Source organism: Alteribacter lacisalsi, assembly GCF_003226345.1.
Taxonomy (GTDB): Bacteria; Bacillota; Bacilli; order Bacillales; family Salisediminibacteriaceae; genus Alteribacter; species Alteribacter lacisalsi.
This window is the reverse complement of the sequence record NZ_PDOF01000001.1, coordinates 1,724,922-1,740,384: the sequence shown is the minus strand read 5'-3', so window position 1 is coordinate 1,740,384 and position 15,463 is coordinate 1,724,922. Positions and strand designations below refer to the sequence as shown.

The 15,463-nt window shown below is 46.9% G+C and carries 17 protein-coding genes; 14 read left to right on the top strand and 3 right to left on the bottom strand.

All coding sequences use genetic code 11. The features are described from left to right. Positions 1 to 159 precede the first annotated feature (159 nt). Positions 160 to 2,271 (top strand): peptidoglycan D,D-transpeptidase FtsI family protein, encoded by a 2,112-nt coding sequence (locus CR205_RS08660; protein WP_110519774.1) that lies wholly within the window; start codon positions 160 to 162, stop codon positions 2,269 to 2,271. A gap of 228 nt (positions 2,272 to 2,499) precedes the next feature. On the opposite strand, the gene CR205_RS08655 is transcribed toward CR205_RS08660, so the two are convergent. Both CR205_RS08655 and CR205_RS08650 read right to left on the bottom strand, forming a co-directional pair. Continuing rightward, entirely contained in the window at positions 2,500 to 3,051 is a 552-nt protein-coding gene (locus CR205_RS08655; protein ID WP_110518699.1) for a hypothetical protein, read from the bottom strand. Positions 3,052 to 3,062: 11 nt separating this feature from the next. Further along, positions 3,063 to 3,446, bottom strand: coding sequence for a hypothetical protein (locus CR205_RS08650; protein WP_110518698.1), 384 nt, complete (start codon positions 3,444 to 3,446; stop codon positions 3,063 to 3,065). A gap of 346 nt (positions 3,447 to 3,792) precedes the next feature. On the opposite strand from CR205_RS08650, the gene CR205_RS08645 reads away from it, so the two are divergent. From CR205_RS08645 to CR205_RS08600, 10 genes are all read left to right on the top strand, one after another. Continuing rightward, a complete protein-coding gene (locus CR205_RS08645) occupies positions 3,793 to 4,416 on the top strand; it encodes a hypothetical protein (protein ID WP_110518696.1) in 624 nt (207 codons plus the stop codon). An 85-nt stretch (positions 4,417 to 4,501) separates the two neighbouring features. Continuing rightward, complete coding sequence (gene rpmG, locus CR205_RS08640) at positions 4,502 to 4,651, top strand: 50S ribosomal protein L33 (protein WP_110518693.1); 150 nt, start codon at positions 4,502 to 4,504, stop codon at positions 4,649 to 4,651. A 119-nt stretch (positions 4,652 to 4,770) separates the two neighbouring features. Then, a complete protein-coding gene (locus CR205_RS08635) occupies positions 4,771 to 5,331 on the top strand; it encodes a 5-formyltetrahydrofolate cyclo-ligase (protein WP_110518691.1) in 561 nt (186 codons plus the stop codon). 131 nt (positions 5,332 to 5,462) lie between these two features. Further along, positions 5,463 to 6,122 carry a DUF92 domain-containing protein gene (locus CR205_RS08630; RefSeq protein ID WP_110518689.1) on the top strand — a complete coding sequence of 220 codons (660 nt, stop codon included), beginning with the start codon at positions 5,463 to 5,465 and terminating at the stop codon, positions 6,120 to 6,122. An 84-nt stretch (positions 6,123 to 6,206) separates the two neighbouring features. Beyond that, a complete protein-coding gene (locus CR205_RS08625) occupies positions 6,207 to 7,223 on the top strand; it encodes a ThiF family adenylyltransferase (RefSeq protein ID WP_110518687.1) in 1,017 nt (338 codons plus the stop codon). Positions 7,224 to 7,378: 155 nt separating this feature from the next. After that, positions 7,379 to 8,371, top strand: coding sequence for an L-lactate dehydrogenase (locus CR205_RS08620; protein WP_110518685.1), 993 nt, complete (start codon positions 7,379 to 7,381; stop codon positions 8,369 to 8,371). Positions 8,372 to 8,432: 61 nt separating this feature from the next. Then, positions 8,433 to 8,612, top strand: a complete 180-nt coding sequence (locus CR205_RS08615) for a hypothetical protein (protein WP_110518683.1) — start codon at positions 8,433 to 8,435, stop codon at positions 8,610 to 8,612. Positions 8,613 to 8,771: 159 nt separating this feature from the next. Further along, positions 8,772 to 9,512 (top strand): HAD family hydrolase, encoded by a 741-nt coding sequence (locus CR205_RS08610; protein WP_110518681.1) that lies wholly within the window; start codon positions 8,772 to 8,774, stop codon positions 9,510 to 9,512. Next, positions 9,509 to 11,065, top strand: coding sequence for a rhomboid family intramembrane serine protease (locus CR205_RS08605; RefSeq protein ID WP_110518680.1), 1,557 nt, complete (start codon positions 9,509 to 9,511; stop codon positions 11,063 to 11,065). The genes CR205_RS08610 and CR205_RS08605 overlap by 4 nt, the downstream gene beginning before the upstream one ends. Before the next feature lie 472 nt (positions 11,066 to 11,537). Next, complete coding sequence (locus CR205_RS08600; protein WP_110518678.1) at positions 11,538 to 12,998, top strand: spore germination protein; 1,461 nt, start codon at positions 11,538 to 11,540, stop codon at positions 12,996 to 12,998. A gap of 76 nt (positions 12,999 to 13,074) precedes the next feature. On the opposite strand, the gene CR205_RS08595 is transcribed toward CR205_RS08600, so the two are convergent. Beyond that, complete coding sequence (locus CR205_RS08595) at positions 13,075 to 13,461, bottom strand: YueI family protein (RefSeq protein ID WP_110518676.1); 387 nt, start codon at positions 13,459 to 13,461, stop codon at positions 13,075 to 13,077. Between the two features lie 150 nt (positions 13,462 to 13,611). Between CR205_RS08595 and CR205_RS08590 the strand changes: the two genes are divergently transcribed. The 3 genes from CR205_RS08590 to CR205_RS08580 are packed head-to-tail and all read left to right on the top strand — an operon-like array spanning position 13,612 to position 15,380. Continuing rightward, positions 13,612 to 14,118, top strand: a complete 507-nt coding sequence (locus CR205_RS08590) for a hypothetical protein (RefSeq protein ID WP_110518674.1) — start codon at positions 13,612 to 13,614, stop codon at positions 14,116 to 14,118. 37 nt (positions 14,119 to 14,155) lie between these two features. Further along, on the top strand, positions 14,156 to 14,350 hold the full coding sequence (locus tag CR205_RS08585; protein ID WP_110518672.1) for a YqgQ family protein: 195 nt from the start codon (positions 14,156 to 14,158) through the stop codon (positions 14,348 to 14,350). A gap of 49 nt (positions 14,351 to 14,399) precedes the next feature. Beyond that, the gene (locus tag CR205_RS08580) at positions 14,400 to 15,380 is read left to right on the top strand and encodes an ROK family glucokinase (RefSeq protein WP_110518670.1); all 981 of its coding nucleotides are present in this window, start codon (positions 14,400 to 14,402) and stop codon (positions 15,378 to 15,380) included. The last annotated feature ends 83 nt before the right edge of the window (positions 15,381 to 15,463 follow it).

The following is a 15,463-nucleotide window of genomic DNA, read 5'->3' as shown; positions in this document are numbered from 1 at the left end:
GATGTGCACCGCTCTGTTAAACTTGGCGGCATGCCAGGTTTTCTTTTATGTTTGCCTGAAAAACGGATCAGAATCTTACCCATTTATTGTAGAATAATTCGCTATTATACAAAGGGAATTGGAGAAGCTGATTCCAGGCAGGAAAGAAAGGAAATGAATATGGGGAAATCAAAAAGCAACCTTAAGGCTCATGTGCCGGTTCGTCTTAACATTCTGTTTTTTGTAGTGTTTATTCTTTTTTCTGCCCTTATATTAAGACTTGGATTTGTGCAGATTGTGCAGGGGGAGGATTACCAGGAACAGCTTGAGAGGACGATTAATATCAGTTCACCAGTAGAAGCACCAAGAGGGCTGATGTATGATCGTTATGGTAATGTGGTGGTCGATAATGAGCTGCAGCTCACGGTCACTTTTACGAACAGACGAACGTCTTCAAGGGAGATCCTGGAGACTGCAAGAAAGCTGAACCAGTACATTACTGTTGAACAGGAAAATCCCAATCAGAGAGATATGAGGGATTTTTTCCTCCTGATTAACGATTTAAGCAATGAAGAGTACGATGTAATGCTTGAACTTTTAACTGTCGATGAGCCTTATGAGGTACTCTCTTTCCAGGAACAGAGAGATCTGGGTCTGGACGACCAGGAGGCCTATGAAGAGAGGCTTCGCAGGATCGGTGATGAGCAACTGGATCTGATTACAGATGAGGGGTGGGAAGTGTTTGGCATCTGGCGTGAGTTTATTGCCGGATATAACTATCTTCCCCATAAAGTTTCCCGTGGGGTTACCTATGAAGAAGCGGCATTAATAATGGAAAACATGGAAGATCTGCCTGGTGTGGATATTGTTCGGGACAGCGCCCGTTCCTATCCTTACGAAGACAGTCTGCGAGGCATCTTCGGCAGAGTGGGCTCCATTCAACGAGAGAGTCTTGATCAGTATCTGGCGAACGGCTATAACAGAAATGATCTTGTGGGTAACAGTTACCTGGAGCAGCAGTATGAATCGGTACTGCGGGGAAGAAGCGGATCTTTAAATAATTACATGGACCGCTCTGGTGAGTTTCTCCGCAACCCTGAAGAAGTACAGGGTAAACGCGGGAACGATCTTATTCTCGGTGTTGATATGGAACTGCAGCAGCGGGTGGAAGAAATTGTTGCTGATGAAATCTCAAGTTCCGCACACCAATTTGTAGGTGATGAACAGGCATACGTGGTCATGATGGATCCTCATACAGGGGATGTCCTGTCCATGGTTGGTCACGGTGAAAACGTAAATGACAGTTCTGTCACCCAGTTTGCAACTGAAGCAGGCTCTTCAATTAAGGGAGCAACAGTTCTCACCGGTTACGAAACCGGGGTTTTTGCCCATGGGGAGCAAATTGTAGACCGTACCATCGACCAGCTTCCGGACACGCCGTCCATAAGCTCGGTACGAGCACTGGGACGAATCAATGATATACAGGCACTGGAACGCTCTTCTAACATTTACATGGCTGAAGTGGGGATGCGTCTGATCAACTACATTCCCGGCGTATCAGGCACAAACTGGGGAGATTATGTAGGGGCATATAATACACTTCGCTATTATTATTCCCAGTTCGGTCTCGGAGTGGAAACAGGAATTGACCTGCCCAGTGAAGTAACAGGGTTAAAAGGATCAACCCAATATCCGGGGCAAATGCTCTTTTTAACGTTCGGACAGTATGACACCTATACACCTATCCAGCTTGCGCAATATACGTCAGTAATTGCAAACGGAGGATACCGCGTGGCTCCTCGCCTCGTGACAGAAATCAGGGAGCCCGGGGAAAATAAACATGAACTTGGTGCACTAAATAAACAGTTTGAACCCAAAGTCCTGAATCGTATTGATATGAGTGATCAGGATCTTGCACGTGTACAGCAGGGATTTTATCAGGTTATGCACGGCAGTGAGGGAACGGCAAGGTCCTACTTTAGAAATCTGGATTACGATGTAGCAGGTAAAACAGGTACGGCTCAGGTTACGGTTGATGGAGAGAGTGCGAACAACCAGACGCTTGTGGGATATGCCCCGTACGACAATCCGGAGGTCGCCTTTTCGATTGTCGTGCCCGGTGTCCAGAGAGAGGATGCCGGGGGGATCGCCAACCGGATCGGCCGCGACATCATGGAAGCCTATTTTGAATTAAAAGACAACCGTCCTGCGCCTGGAGATCCATCTGAACAGCTGTATGATGATGAAGATTTAGGCGGGATTAATCAGGCTGAAGATGAAGAAGATGAGTAATAATTACGAAGCGGCACTGCCATTCCAGGCAGTACCGCTTCTTTTTTTTGATAGATTAATGCTTCCTGAAAAGTATATCAAGCGGAAAGCGCCCGCCTGCAGCGTAGTACGATAACCTTTATCTCTCTTTTAAAAAAACCTTTTACTGCTAGGCCTGTTTGTCTCCTGCTGGTCTTATGCACTTCCCGTAAAAAAAAAACTCTCACCGGAACTGGTGAGAGTTAAGGGTCAGGACGTTAGTTTATCTGCAATCTCAGGTATACTCATCGTACTGTCGAGAATAAACTCGCCCTGCCTGAGACTCATTTCAAGGTTGTTGTCATTGATATAGTCATTAAATTCACTGCGGCTTTCAATTACCTGAGAGCGCTTAAGAATTCCTGCAATATTTCCGAATGTCATACCTGAAGAAACAACCAGAGTTGTCTGATAGATCACCTGTGAATCTTCTGCCGGACTGCGTTCGCTTTCTGCTTCCTCAAGTTCGGCGGTCAGGCCGGCTACTTCATTCTGCAACTGTGTAATCTGTTCTTCTCTTTCCTCTAAACTGCCAGTCTGGTCATTTGTTTCTTGAGTATCGGGCTCTTCCCCAGCGCGGTAAACAGAGAACTCTTCATGATCCTTAAGTATGGAAAAAGCCGTTTCAGAGCTCATTTCCTCAGATGCTTCGGCACTTTCCGGCGCAGAGCCGGCTCCGCCTGTATAATAAATTCCGGCAAACACGGCTGTGGTCATAAATACACCGGCTGCCGTTCCCCTAAGACCTGTTTTTGTCAGCATACCGATCCCCCTTACCGTTTTGCCAAAAGCTCATCAATTTCCTGTTCGGAGCGGTAGGTCTCCTCGGAAATATCTTTGACGCTGTAGCCTTCTTCATAAAGTGCAAGCACATCATCCCGTGTTAATTCAGTAAATGGTTCCTGCTCCGGCATACGTGTTTTTTCCTCCTGGAATTCAGGCTCTGAGGCAGCCGCCGATTCACGTATGCCGCTCGTAATCAAATGTTCTTCTTCCAGAACACTTACCTGTTTCTTTAACTGATACATCTCTTTCATTAAACTGATTGAGAAGTTTTCAAGCTGAGTTTCCATTTCCTTTGCCGGATCTTTCCTGGCTAAAGACAGGACAAACAGCAGTGCACTTAACCCAAACATCAGTGCAATCGTCCAGCCCATAATTATCGTGTCCTCCCTAATCCCAATGTACGGTATTGTTATACCACATTTTTTTCATGTCTGACCAGAGACTTTCGGAAGAAATCTCCGTTTTTGTCGAATTGAAGCAGTGAACCTTAACATCATTCGCCAAATATAAAGTTTATTTAAGGGAAAGATGAAGAAAAATTACTTTCCACATCTTCTTCAAATAGTGTTTTAAAAAAATGAGGGTGTTTTTTTCCATGCTGGACAGGCGTGTGACAAACTGTGACAATTTCGCCTTCTTGTTGGCAGGAGGTACTTTAAGTAAGATAAAGATAGTACAAGACGGAGAAAAAATACGAATGAAGCAGGAGGGAGAAGGGTGCGTGTTAATCATCTGACTGAACGTGTATCGTCATGGAAAAAGCACAGTACATTCATTGTAGGACGTAAACATCAGACTGCGATTTATAATCAGAGTGATTCGCCGCTGCGATATAAAGAGGGACAGACGGGCGAGATCCGCTGGAAATGGATTCACCTGCCGATGAAAAGCCAGAATCGTACAATCAATAAACTGGTTGTATCCAATGAGGGAACGGAGGAAACAACGGTTAGATTGAATATCCGCTATGAAATGATTGCAAGGGGAGCAGAAGTTGTTTACTATTCACCAAGTCAGGAATCCCTGATTGTTCATGACCGAAACTGCTATGCACTGTTCGGAGGCATGACAAGTCAGGAGACTATGTGTAAGTATTCCACTACCCTTCTGGATGAGGCAGGCCGTCACGAAACGGAACACGCAGCTATGCAGCCGATCGTTCAGTTCAGTCACGGCTGGGGGCTTGAGTACCACATGGTTCTGCAGCCGGACGAAAGCGGCTATTTTTACGAGTGGGAGATGAAGCATGAAGATCTTCTCTGGCTCGAAGACGCTCATGCACAGTATCTGGGACTGCTAAGTTCAGGTGCAGGGACGGCCCGTTCAATTGTAAACGAGTAAATACGAGCTAAACTCTTGATTGTCTCCCATGTTTTTGCTATATTTTAAAAGTATGAGTAAAGATTAGAGTTTGGAGGGAGATATCATGCGCGTACAAGTAACTCTTGCCTGCACTGAGACTGGCGATCGTAACTACATTACGAAGAAAAATAAACGTAATAACCCTGACCGTATCGAGCTGAAGAAATACAGCCCGAGACTGAAGCGTCACACTTTGCACAAAGAAACGAAGTAATGGAAGGAAAAGCGACTTTATTAAAGGTCGCTTTTTTTAGTACCCTGTTTTGCTAAGGCTTAACAGCATTGATTCTATACGAAACCACCCTGTTGTAAATACTTGTTGGAGGTGTATACATGCAGGATAAACAGACACTCCGAAAAACCGTCATGGGCCGGCTTGAAAAAGAACAAAGTAAATCTCTGTCAGAAAAAAACAGGCGTATTCACAACGCACTTTTTACGCTGTCTGCTTGGCAGAATGCCAGGACAGTTGGCATCACCATTTCCCGGGGAACGGAAGTGGATACCTGGGCCGTTCTGGAAGAAGGATGGCGATTGGGGAAGGTGATGGCCGCCCCGAAATGCGACCCGGAGACTAAATCACTAACTTTTTATTCAATCACGTCCTTCGACGATCTTGAAGACAGCTTTTACGGACTGAAAGAACCAAATCCCTTAAGGTGCAGGCCGATTGAGGATCAGAGGCTGGATCTTGTTATTGTTCCTGGTGTGGTATATACAGAGGAAGGCTGGCGCATCGGATTTGGCGGTGGGTATTATGACCGTTTCCTTGCCCGTCATTCGGATGTTCCCACATGCTCCCTTTTGTACTCAGCACAGCTCGCCGAGTCCATCCCAGTGGAGCCTCATGATCAGCCTGTCAAACAGCTGATAACTGAAAATGGGGTTATATGACTCTGTTTCTTGCGGCCGGTATAATATTTCTTGCCGTTGCGGCCTACTGGAAAGGATCTCTCACCAGAAGCGGTACGGCTGCCGCGATTTTGACTGCCTTTGTTGTAGGTGCAGCTTATGATTTGTAAGGTCTGTTTGTTCTTGCTCTGTTTTTTATCACGTCATCAGCACTTGGGAAGTTACTGGACAGCAGGCTTCCAAAGGAGCAGACAGCCGCGAAAGGGAATCGGCGTGACTGGGGACAGGTGCTGGCGAACGGCGGATGGCCTGCTTCTGCTGGAATTTTTTACATACTAACTTCCGATCCGGCATGGATCGTTGCCTTTACAGCAGGTTTTGCAGGTGCAGCAAGTGATACATGGGCCTCTGAGTTTGGACGGCTAAGCCGGAGCCGGCCGATCGATATTCTGCGATTTGAGCGTGTGAAGCAGGGGAGGTCAGGGGCCGTAAGTGCAGCAGGGACTGGTGGAGCACTGGCAGGGACCGCTGTGGTTTCGATCGGTGCCTGGCTTTTTTCCGGTATTACAGGAGAGGAGATTGACATGTTCCTTTTCATTCTTGCAGGTGCTGCCGGGTTCTGCGGGCAGGTGATTGATACGCTCGCAGGAGGAACCGTTCAATCCCTTTACCAGTGCCGTGTGTGCAAAGTTAAAACCGAACGGGAGTTTCACTGCGGCTGCCCTGTTAGACACGTCAGAGGGTTCCGATGGCTCGACAACGATGCGGTGAATCACCTGTGCACGTTGTCTTCTGTCCTGCTGGGATACGGGGCTGCCGTGATGCTCATGTAGCTCATGCAGAATGCTCGCCTCTGTTTTCACATGCGTGTAGAATAAAGTACAGCAGTTATGAATGGAACGTAAGGAGGACTGCCGATGTCTGACAAATGGAAACGCTATTCAAGGCAGATGCTGTTCAGTCCTGTAGGAATGGAAGGACAGGAAATGCTCGCACATAAAAAGGTGCTGATTGTAGGAATGGGCGCCCTGGGAACGGTAATTGCCAACCACCTTGCCAGAGCAGGAACCGGCCATATTGTGTTTGCAGATAGGGACTATGTAGAAGAGAGTAATCTGCAACGGCAGATGCTGTTTGCTGAGACAGATGCCGACTCACTTAAAGCGAAAGCTCAGGCTGCGAAAGAGCAGCTGGAGAAGATTAATTCTTCTATACAGTACACTGCTCATGTTACTGATGTAACGAAAGAAAACATTCTTGATCTCCTTGCCGGTTGTGATCTTGTCATCGACGGAACGGACAACTTTGAAACCCGTTTCCTTATTAACGATGCCGCATTTCATGAAGAAGTGCCGTACATTTATGGAGGAGCTGTTAGCGCAAGGGGGATGCAGGCTTCTTTTATTCCTGGAGAAACACCGTGCCTGCGCTGTATGGTTGAACCGGGGGCAGCAGGAGGCCAGACTTGCGATACAGTCGGGGTACTTTCCATGGCGGTTGACCTTGCTGCAAGCTATCAATCGGCTGAAGGGCTTAAGCTGCTTACCGGAAACCGAAAAGCTGTCAGAAATACTCTCCTCACGTTCGATATTTGGCAGAACAGCAGGTTTGAAATGAAACTGAAAAAGCGGGAAGACTGCCCGACCTGCGGAACGAAAGAATATCCATTTCTAAACAGTCTGGAAGACAGCGGTATATCCACACTTTGCGGCAGAGACACTGTACAGTTTCAAAGTAAACAAGAGATTGATCTCAGTGAATGGGAGAAGCGGCTCGGGAAAGTCGCCGAAGTAAAGAAAACACCATTTCTGCTGAGAGCAGATCTTGATGAGGAGATCAGGCTTGTTCTGTTTTCAGATGGCCGCGCACTGATTCAGGGTACAGAGGATGTCACGAGAGCGAGATCCATTTACTCAAAATATATCGGGAGTTGAGATAAAAGCAGGAATTTTCATAAATTTGTCAAAAATTTACCTGCTTTTGCTTCACTTAAGTTTGTGAAATAGTGTACAATCTAATTGTAAACACGTTTTCCAAACCAGTAAATGAGGTACACTAAAAATGATGGATCACAGGAAAGGTGATAAGCATGAATACAGAATACGGAAGTAAAATTACCCGTGTTGCCGTAATCGGAACAGGTTTTGTTGGATCGAGCTATGCATTTGCTATGATTAATCAGAATGTGGCAGATGAAATGGTCCTGATTGATCTGAACAAATCAAAGGCTGAAGGGGATGCCATGGATCTGAATCACGGTTTGCCATTCGGTTCCCCAATGAGAGTCTGGGCCGGGGATTACAGTGACTGTGCAGATGCTGACATCGTAGTTATTACAGCAGGTGCGAACCAGAAGCCAGGCGAAACAAGACTTGATCTGATTGAAAAAAATGCAAAGATTTTTGAGTCCATTGTCGGTGACGTAATGGACAGCGGATTTAACGGGATTTTTATCGTTGCGACCAACCCGGTGGATATCCTTTCTTATGCGACCTGGAAATTTTCCGGGCTTCCTATGGAACGTGTGATCGGATCCGGCACCATTCTCGACAGTGCGCGATTCCGTTTTCTCCTGAGTGATTATCTGAACCTTGATGTACGGAATATTCATGCCTATATCCTTGGTGAGCACGGGGATACTGAACTTCCCGTATGGAGCCAGGCGAGGGTCGGGCTTGAGCCTCTTTCCCGCTATATTGAAAAGTACAAACCTGAAGCGTCACAGGCTGATCTGGACAGTATTTTTGAAAACGTTCGGGATGCCGCCTATGATATTATCGAGAAAAAGGGAGCTACTCATTACGCAATTGCGCTTGGAATGATTCGACTGACAAAAGCGGTTCTGCGAAACGAAAACTCGATTCTGACCGTTTCAACACTTCTCGAAGGTGAATACGGAGAAGAGGACCTTTACATTGGTGTACCTGCTGTTGTCAATGAAACAGGGATTCAGCAGATTGTAGAAATTGACTTGAACGAAGAAGAAGCCAAAGCTTTCAGACATTCTGCAAAAACAATAAAGGATGCCATGAAACCGATTCATGAAATGATGAATGAGGCAGCTGGAAAAGAATCCCGGTAATTTCTGCCGGATAAGTTTAGATAATCCGGCCCACCCTAACCCTATAAAAGGAGGGATAGGCATGGAAAGCAGGGTGTTATGGCTGGCTGCTTCAGTGATCGGTGCGTTCTTTCTGTATCGGACACGGTACCGGATTATCAATGCCTTTTTAAAACGTCCCTGGCTGCGACGCTTAGCCGTCAGTTCGGTGATGAGAATTCCTGCCGTGAGAAGCCGGATGATTTCACAGGTAATCAGGTAAATAAGGCAGAAAGAGGTTCTGGACCGTGTTCAGAACCTCTTTCGTTTATAATGGTTCGAACTTAACTTTAGAGTATACTGCTGTAAACGCCAAACGGAGCGTTTTTCATCGCAGAAAACAGGTCCGGTTTGCTATACTGTCACAAAAGGGGGACGTGTCATGAAATGGAACAGTGTCTGCTTTGATCTTGATAATACGTTATTCAGTCATGAGTCTGCGTTTAAGCGGGCGATGAAGGACTGTTTTCATACATTAATACAGCCTGAGCAGGGGTGCGGCCACATCGATTTCACAGACTTTTTCCCCGTATTCAAGCGTAACAGCGACCGGTACTGGGGCTTGTTTGAACAAAAGAAAGTGAGCGGCAGAGAATACCGCCGCATGCGGTTTAATGAAACGATGAGAGAACTTTCACTTCCTCTCGGAGAGGCGGAAGCGGACAGGTTTCACGAGCGGTATTACCAAATAGTCGACGACTTTACGGTCCCTTTTGCAGGACTGTATGACCTATTTGAAATGCTTAGTGAACATAATGTTCAGCTTGGAATTATTACAAATGGCACAATTGATACGCAGTACAATAAACTTAAAAAGCTGGCTGTTTCAGACTGGATTACACCTGACCGGATGATTGTCAGTGAAGAAGCAGGCTGTGCGAAGCCGGATCCTTCAATCTTTCGTCTCGCAGAACAGCAGTTTGAACTGAATGAACCGCGGCTTTTCATCGGGGATTCATGGAAACATGACGTAGCCGGAGCTATTGATGCCGGCTGGGACAGTCTGTTTATGAATACAAGGAAAGAGAACCGTCATACCAGTCATGAACCGGTTGCTGAGTGCGTAACTCTTAAAGAAGTAAAGACATTTTTTGAATTGCAGGTGTCAGGAGGGGGCCGATGAACCCGATAACTCAGGAACTAAGGTTCTGGGAGCTTTTGTACCACCTCGTGAATAAGGAAGGTATGCGGCTTGTTCATCTTTCGAAAAACAGGGATGAAGCGTGGATTGAAGACGATCGGAAAGAACCGTATCAGATTATCCGGGTTGTTCTCCGGGATCTTGACTGGGGCCGTGAGTTCCGGGAAGAAGTGGAAAAAGCAAAGCAGCGGGCAGATGATGTCCGAAAAAAGCTGAGCCTGCGACAGGCAAACGTTGTTAATCTGATTGTAAGTCTCTACGAGCCCGTTGATTCGTGGGCGTTGGACGGGGACCGTCCCCTCCCATTAACAGCAGGTGGAAAAAAGCAGCTTCGTACTATTTTAATAACAGAAGGCAGCAAAGAAGAGGTCATGTTTCCCCTGGCGACAGAGTGGAGCCTTCGTGAAACACCGGATTTTATACCTCTGCAGCAGGTGGAGGACCCGGAAACACTGATCCGTTCCCTGAGAAACCAGGTGAGGAAGGAATCTGACAGAAGAACAGAAGATGAACGAAATCTATTTCTGTACGGCAGACCGGTATTTACTTTTCTGCTTTTATTTTCCATCGTGGGGATGTACATGCTCGTGGAGCAGGAAGGCTCATCTACTGATATTCGCACACTGATTGATTTTGGGGCTAAATTTAACCCGCTCATTCATGATGGGGAGTGGTGGCGTTTTTTCAGTGCCATGTTTCTGCACATCGGTTTTTTACACCTATTTATGAACAGTCTTGCTCTTTTTTACCTCGGCGGGGCTGTTGAGCGTATCTACGGTACTTTACGGTTTATCTTTATTTATTTCATGGCGGGTCTTACGGGATCAGCAGCAAGTTTTGCTTTTAACGAACAGGTGTCCGCCGGGGCAAGTGGTGCCATATTTGGATGCTTTGGGGCACTTCTCTATTTTGGTGTAAAGCACCGCCGCCTGTTTTTCAGGACGATGGGCATGAGTGTGCTTGTGATTCTCGGGATCAATCTTACCCTGGGATTTCTCGTACCTATGATTGATAACGGTGCCCATATCGGCGGCCTGGTTGGTGGATTTTTCGCCTCAGCGATCGTAAATCTGCCGCAGTCGCCTTTTCGTGCCCCGCGCAGAGCAGCCGCACTTCTCCTGACAGCAGCCGGTCTGGGAAGTCTGCTGGTCTACGGATATACAAAACCGCAGGACGGGAGCGGTTATCTCGCTTACGCCCAGATTGGGCAGGAGTATTATCAGGAAGAAGAATACACAGAGGCGCGGCGTTATCTGACTCTGGCAGCTGAAGGCGGTGCAGAGTCAAAGGAAGTCTGGTTTCTGCTGGGAAATACGTATGCAATGGAAGAACAGTACGATGAAGCCGGACAGTACTTCGAAACCGCACTCGATTTGGATGAAGAGTTTGCTCCTGCCCACTATAATCTGGCACTTGTCTTTATGGAAAAGGGGGACCTCGATGCTGCTGAAATGTCTGTTACAAGGGCGCTTGAGATCGAACCGGATAACAGCCAGTTTCAGGAACTTGCACAAGAAATCGAACGAAGAAAATAACCCTGAGCCCTGAAGAACAATAAACTTAATGTGCACCCCAAAAGTTAGAGTTAACTTTTGGGGTGCTTTGTTATTGAAGCGGCTGAGTGCATTGCCTCAGAGGTTGATACACAAGGTGAGAAGCGTACCTTGCTTTTTTATTTTTATGTGCCTGCAATGGCTCCACACGCTTCAGCCTGACCGGAAGAGACGCCGGTCAGACAGCAGAACCTTGAAGCGGCTGCGCATTGCCTCAGAGGTTGATACGCAAGGTGAGAAGCATACCTTGCGTTATTATTTTTATGTGCCTGTAATGGCTCCACACGCTTCAGCCTGACCGGAAGAGACGCCGGTCAGACAGCAGAACCTTGAAGCGGCTGCGCATTGCCTCAGAGGTTGATACGCAAGGTGAGAAGCATACCTTGCGTATCAACCTCTATGCATGATTTTTGTTTCTTTGGCAGAAAATGAGTTGGAGCGGAGGTGGTGCGGAATGAAACAAAACCCGAAAAAGCAGCCTGTATCAGTGAATTTAACTAAAAACATCGACTATCTGAAAAAGGAGCTCGCTGTAGATAAAAGCTTTGATCTTATTTTTCTCGAACTGAAATACGGCGGCATTGATATGGCGCTTTTTACACTGGACGCTTTTGCCAAGGATGAAGCTCTGACCCAGATTCAACGGGAATTAAATCATATTGACGGGGCAGATAAAGATAATATTCTCGATCATCTTATGAAGTCCAGAATTCCTTATTTGGAGCTGGAGAAGGTCGACGATTTGGAAGACGCAGTGACTGAGATCCTCTCAGGACCTGCAGTTCTTCTCATAGACGGTGTTTCTGAAGCCATTGTAATCGATACGAGAGAATACGAAATACGGGGTCCCCAGGAGCCTGAATCAGAACAAGTCATCCGCGGCTCACGTGATGGCTTTGTAGAAACCCTCGTATTTAACATCGGTCTGATCCGAAGACGCGTCCGTGATAGAAATATGCGCAACGAATACGTCAGAGTCGGCCGCAGGTCATTATCGGATTGCTGCGTGACTTATATTGCTGACCTTGCTGATCCCGGTCTTGTGGAACATATAAAAAAAGGGCTTGAAGAGATCGATACGGACGGTCTTCCAATGGGGGATAAGACCATCGAGGAATTTCTGTTAGGGGATTATAAAAATCCTTACCCTGTTGTCCGCTATACAGAACGTCCGGACGTAGCTGCATCTCACCTGCTTGAAGGCCACGTACTTATCATCGTAGACGGGTCACCCAGTGTCATTATTACACCGGCCAGTTTCTGGCATCATCTCCAGCATGCAGAGGAGTACCGGCATAAACCGATTGTCGGATCTGCACTCCGGCTGGTCCGGTTTGCTGCGGTGTGGACGAGTATTTTTCTTCTCCCGCTCTGGTTTCTTTTTGCGGAAAACAGTGATCTTGTGCCTGAAAATCTTGCCTACATCGGAGTGGATGAACCGGGGGAAGTCCCGCTTATTGCCCAGTTTATTGTTGCTGAAATTGGAATAGAGATGCTAAGAATGGCTGCTATTCACACTCCGACCGCTCTTGGTACCGCCCTCGGCCTTGTAGCGGCAATCCTGATTGGGGAAGTGGCCATCGAAGTTGGGCTGTTTACCCACGAGGTCGTCCTGTACCTCTCTATTGCAGCGATTGGCTCATTTGCTACACCGAGCTATGAAATGAGCCTGGCAAACCGGCTGGTGCGAATTGTGCTTTTACTGCTTTGTGCATTCTTCCACGTCCCGGGATATATGATCGGAGTCACATTGCTCATACTGCTCCTTGCATCCATGCGCGCGTTCCATGTACCTTATTTGTGGCCATTTATGCCCTTCAGCAGAAGAGGGTTCCGTGATGTTCTGTTCAGGGCACCGATGCCACTGAAAAACAGGAGGCCAAAAGCCCTTCACACGATTGATCCGGACCGGTAACCTTTGTAAACAGGAAAAAGTGTCTGTCACCATATAAAGAGCCCGGGAGTCACATTTATGACCCCCGGGCTTATCCTTACTTCATATCCCGATTGTAAAGTTCATCTTCAATAAAAATGTGTTCCTTTTCCACGGCGTAATCAGACGCAAGAACAAGCCCGACCGGAGAATCTTTTCCATCATTGACAATCGTAAATGGAACACCGTTTTTATTGGCAGCCTGTACGTAGTTTGAATAGGCAGGGTAATTAAGTGCTCCATTGAGGTACATTTTCAAACCGCTTTTGCTCATCATCTCATTTGCTTCGCGGTACATTCCCTGTTCCCGTACCTGTCGGTTCGTCAGGGCAAGGTGTACCCGTTCTCTCAGGGTGGAAAGAAAAAGGCGGCGTTCGTCAGGGCGTATTTCAGGAGATCCGTAAACACCCTGTTTGAGAACTTCTTTTAATTTTTCCTCAGACATAACCAATTCCCCATTTCGAGCGAGATTGCTCAGTATTTAACAAACTTGTTACAGCCTTATTATATCAGAACATGACACGATTCTACAATAGAAATTCTTGTCCTTAACTCTGTGTTTCATTCATAGAAATATACGAGGGAGGGATGAGCTGTGTTAGAGTTTTTCACGCTGGTATTTTTCATGCTTCTGGCAGGCATTGCGGTCGGATCACTGCTGATGGCAAAAATGATTTTTTCCTGGCATATTGTCCTCACTGTTACTGGACTTGTTTATTTTTTCTGCGTGTGGACTGGAATGCTCATGGGGTCGTGGCTCTGGTTTCCCGATCCTCTGTTGAAAGGGCTGATTTCGTTAATCGCTGTAGTTATGGCTGTTTTCTTTTTCCGTACGTACCATCCTTCTACAGGTTATATACCGGCACACGGTCTTTACCACTGGGGGGCGTTTGCTATGTTTTTTTTCTTCCTTGGATTTGAATCGGGAATTGCAGGTGTCTCAATGTGGTTTATCCTGTTGTATACCCTTGTCTTTTCAGGCGGAATCCTTGCAAGCGCATGGATTATGTGGAAACTTAAAAATGCATCGGAATTCCGTTTTCTGACACAGTATGTTCCGATTCTGCTGTTTGTCTTTATTGCCGTGCTGAAACTGGTATAATATACAGTGGAATCACAGAGCGCTGGAGGACAGGCGGATGAAAAGCTATTTTGACGTACAACAGCTCCTGAAGCGTTACGGGACGGTCATTTACACTGGTGACCGGGCCCTGGACCTTGAGCTGATGGAAGAGGAAGTGAATGAGTTAAACAGGATGGGTATGATTGACAAGCAGGTTTTTCTCCAGGCAAGAATTGTGCTGAGAGAAGAAAAACGAAAAGCCGGTTCATAAAAGGGGACAGGCACAAACCCAACATCATGATGAAAATGAGGAGATACATATGAACAGCAGACATACTTGGCTTGCAGGTGTAGACGTTGGGGGAACAACGATTAAACTTGCAATTTTGACAGAAGAAGGCACCTTTATTGAAAAGTGGGAGATACCCACCAACACAGCTGACAGCGGTCATCATATACCTTCTGAGATTGCTGCCGCACTTAGACTGAAGCTCAATGCTCTTGATACAGACTTTCATGCCCTTAAAGGGATTGGTGTGGGGGCACCAGGTTTTATTGAAGCAGAGACAGGTTTTGTTTACCAGGCAGTTAACATCGGATGGCAGAACTATCCCCTTTCCGAGAGATTGGAAAAAGAGACCGGTGTTCCTGTATTCGCTAATAATGATGCAAACCTTGCAGCAGCAGGAGAGATGTGGAAAGGAGCAGGGGAGGGTGCACCGAATATGCTTGCGGTTACTCTTGGTACCGGAGTCGGAGGCGGCATTATTGCCGAAGGCCGAATTCTGCAGGGAGCTTACGGGATGGCTGGTGAAATTGGTCACATTACCTCAGTACCGGAAGGCGGCGCCCCCTGTAACTGCGGAAAAACCGGCTGTCTTGAAACCATCAGCTCGGCAACAGGAATCGTAAGGTTGGCTATGGAAAAAGTCCACCGGGGAGAAAGTGCCGGGTTAAAGGAAGCTTTTGACCGTGCGGGCAGTCTTTCGTCGAAGGATGTGTTTGAAGTTGCAGCTGTTGGCGATCAAGGTGCTGAAGCTGTAGTTGAGGAAGCTATGTTTCATCTCGGACTTGCAATCGGGAATCTTGCAAACAGCCTGAATCCTAACGTGATCGTGATCGGCGGTGGAGTATCCAGGGCAGGTGACCGGCTGCTTCGTGCCCTCAGACCCCATTTCGATCGCTACGCACTTCCCAAAATTTCGGCTGAAACAACGTTTGAAATTGCCCGTCTGGGTAACGATGCTGGCGTTTTAGGAGCCGCTTGGCTCGCCAGGCAGCAGGGGAACCGTTCTGAATAAATTTGAAATTATGAGGGTGTGCCAAATAGTGACTTTTGGCAGCACTCTCTTTTTTTCGTGTGAAGCAGAACCTTAAAAAAGCA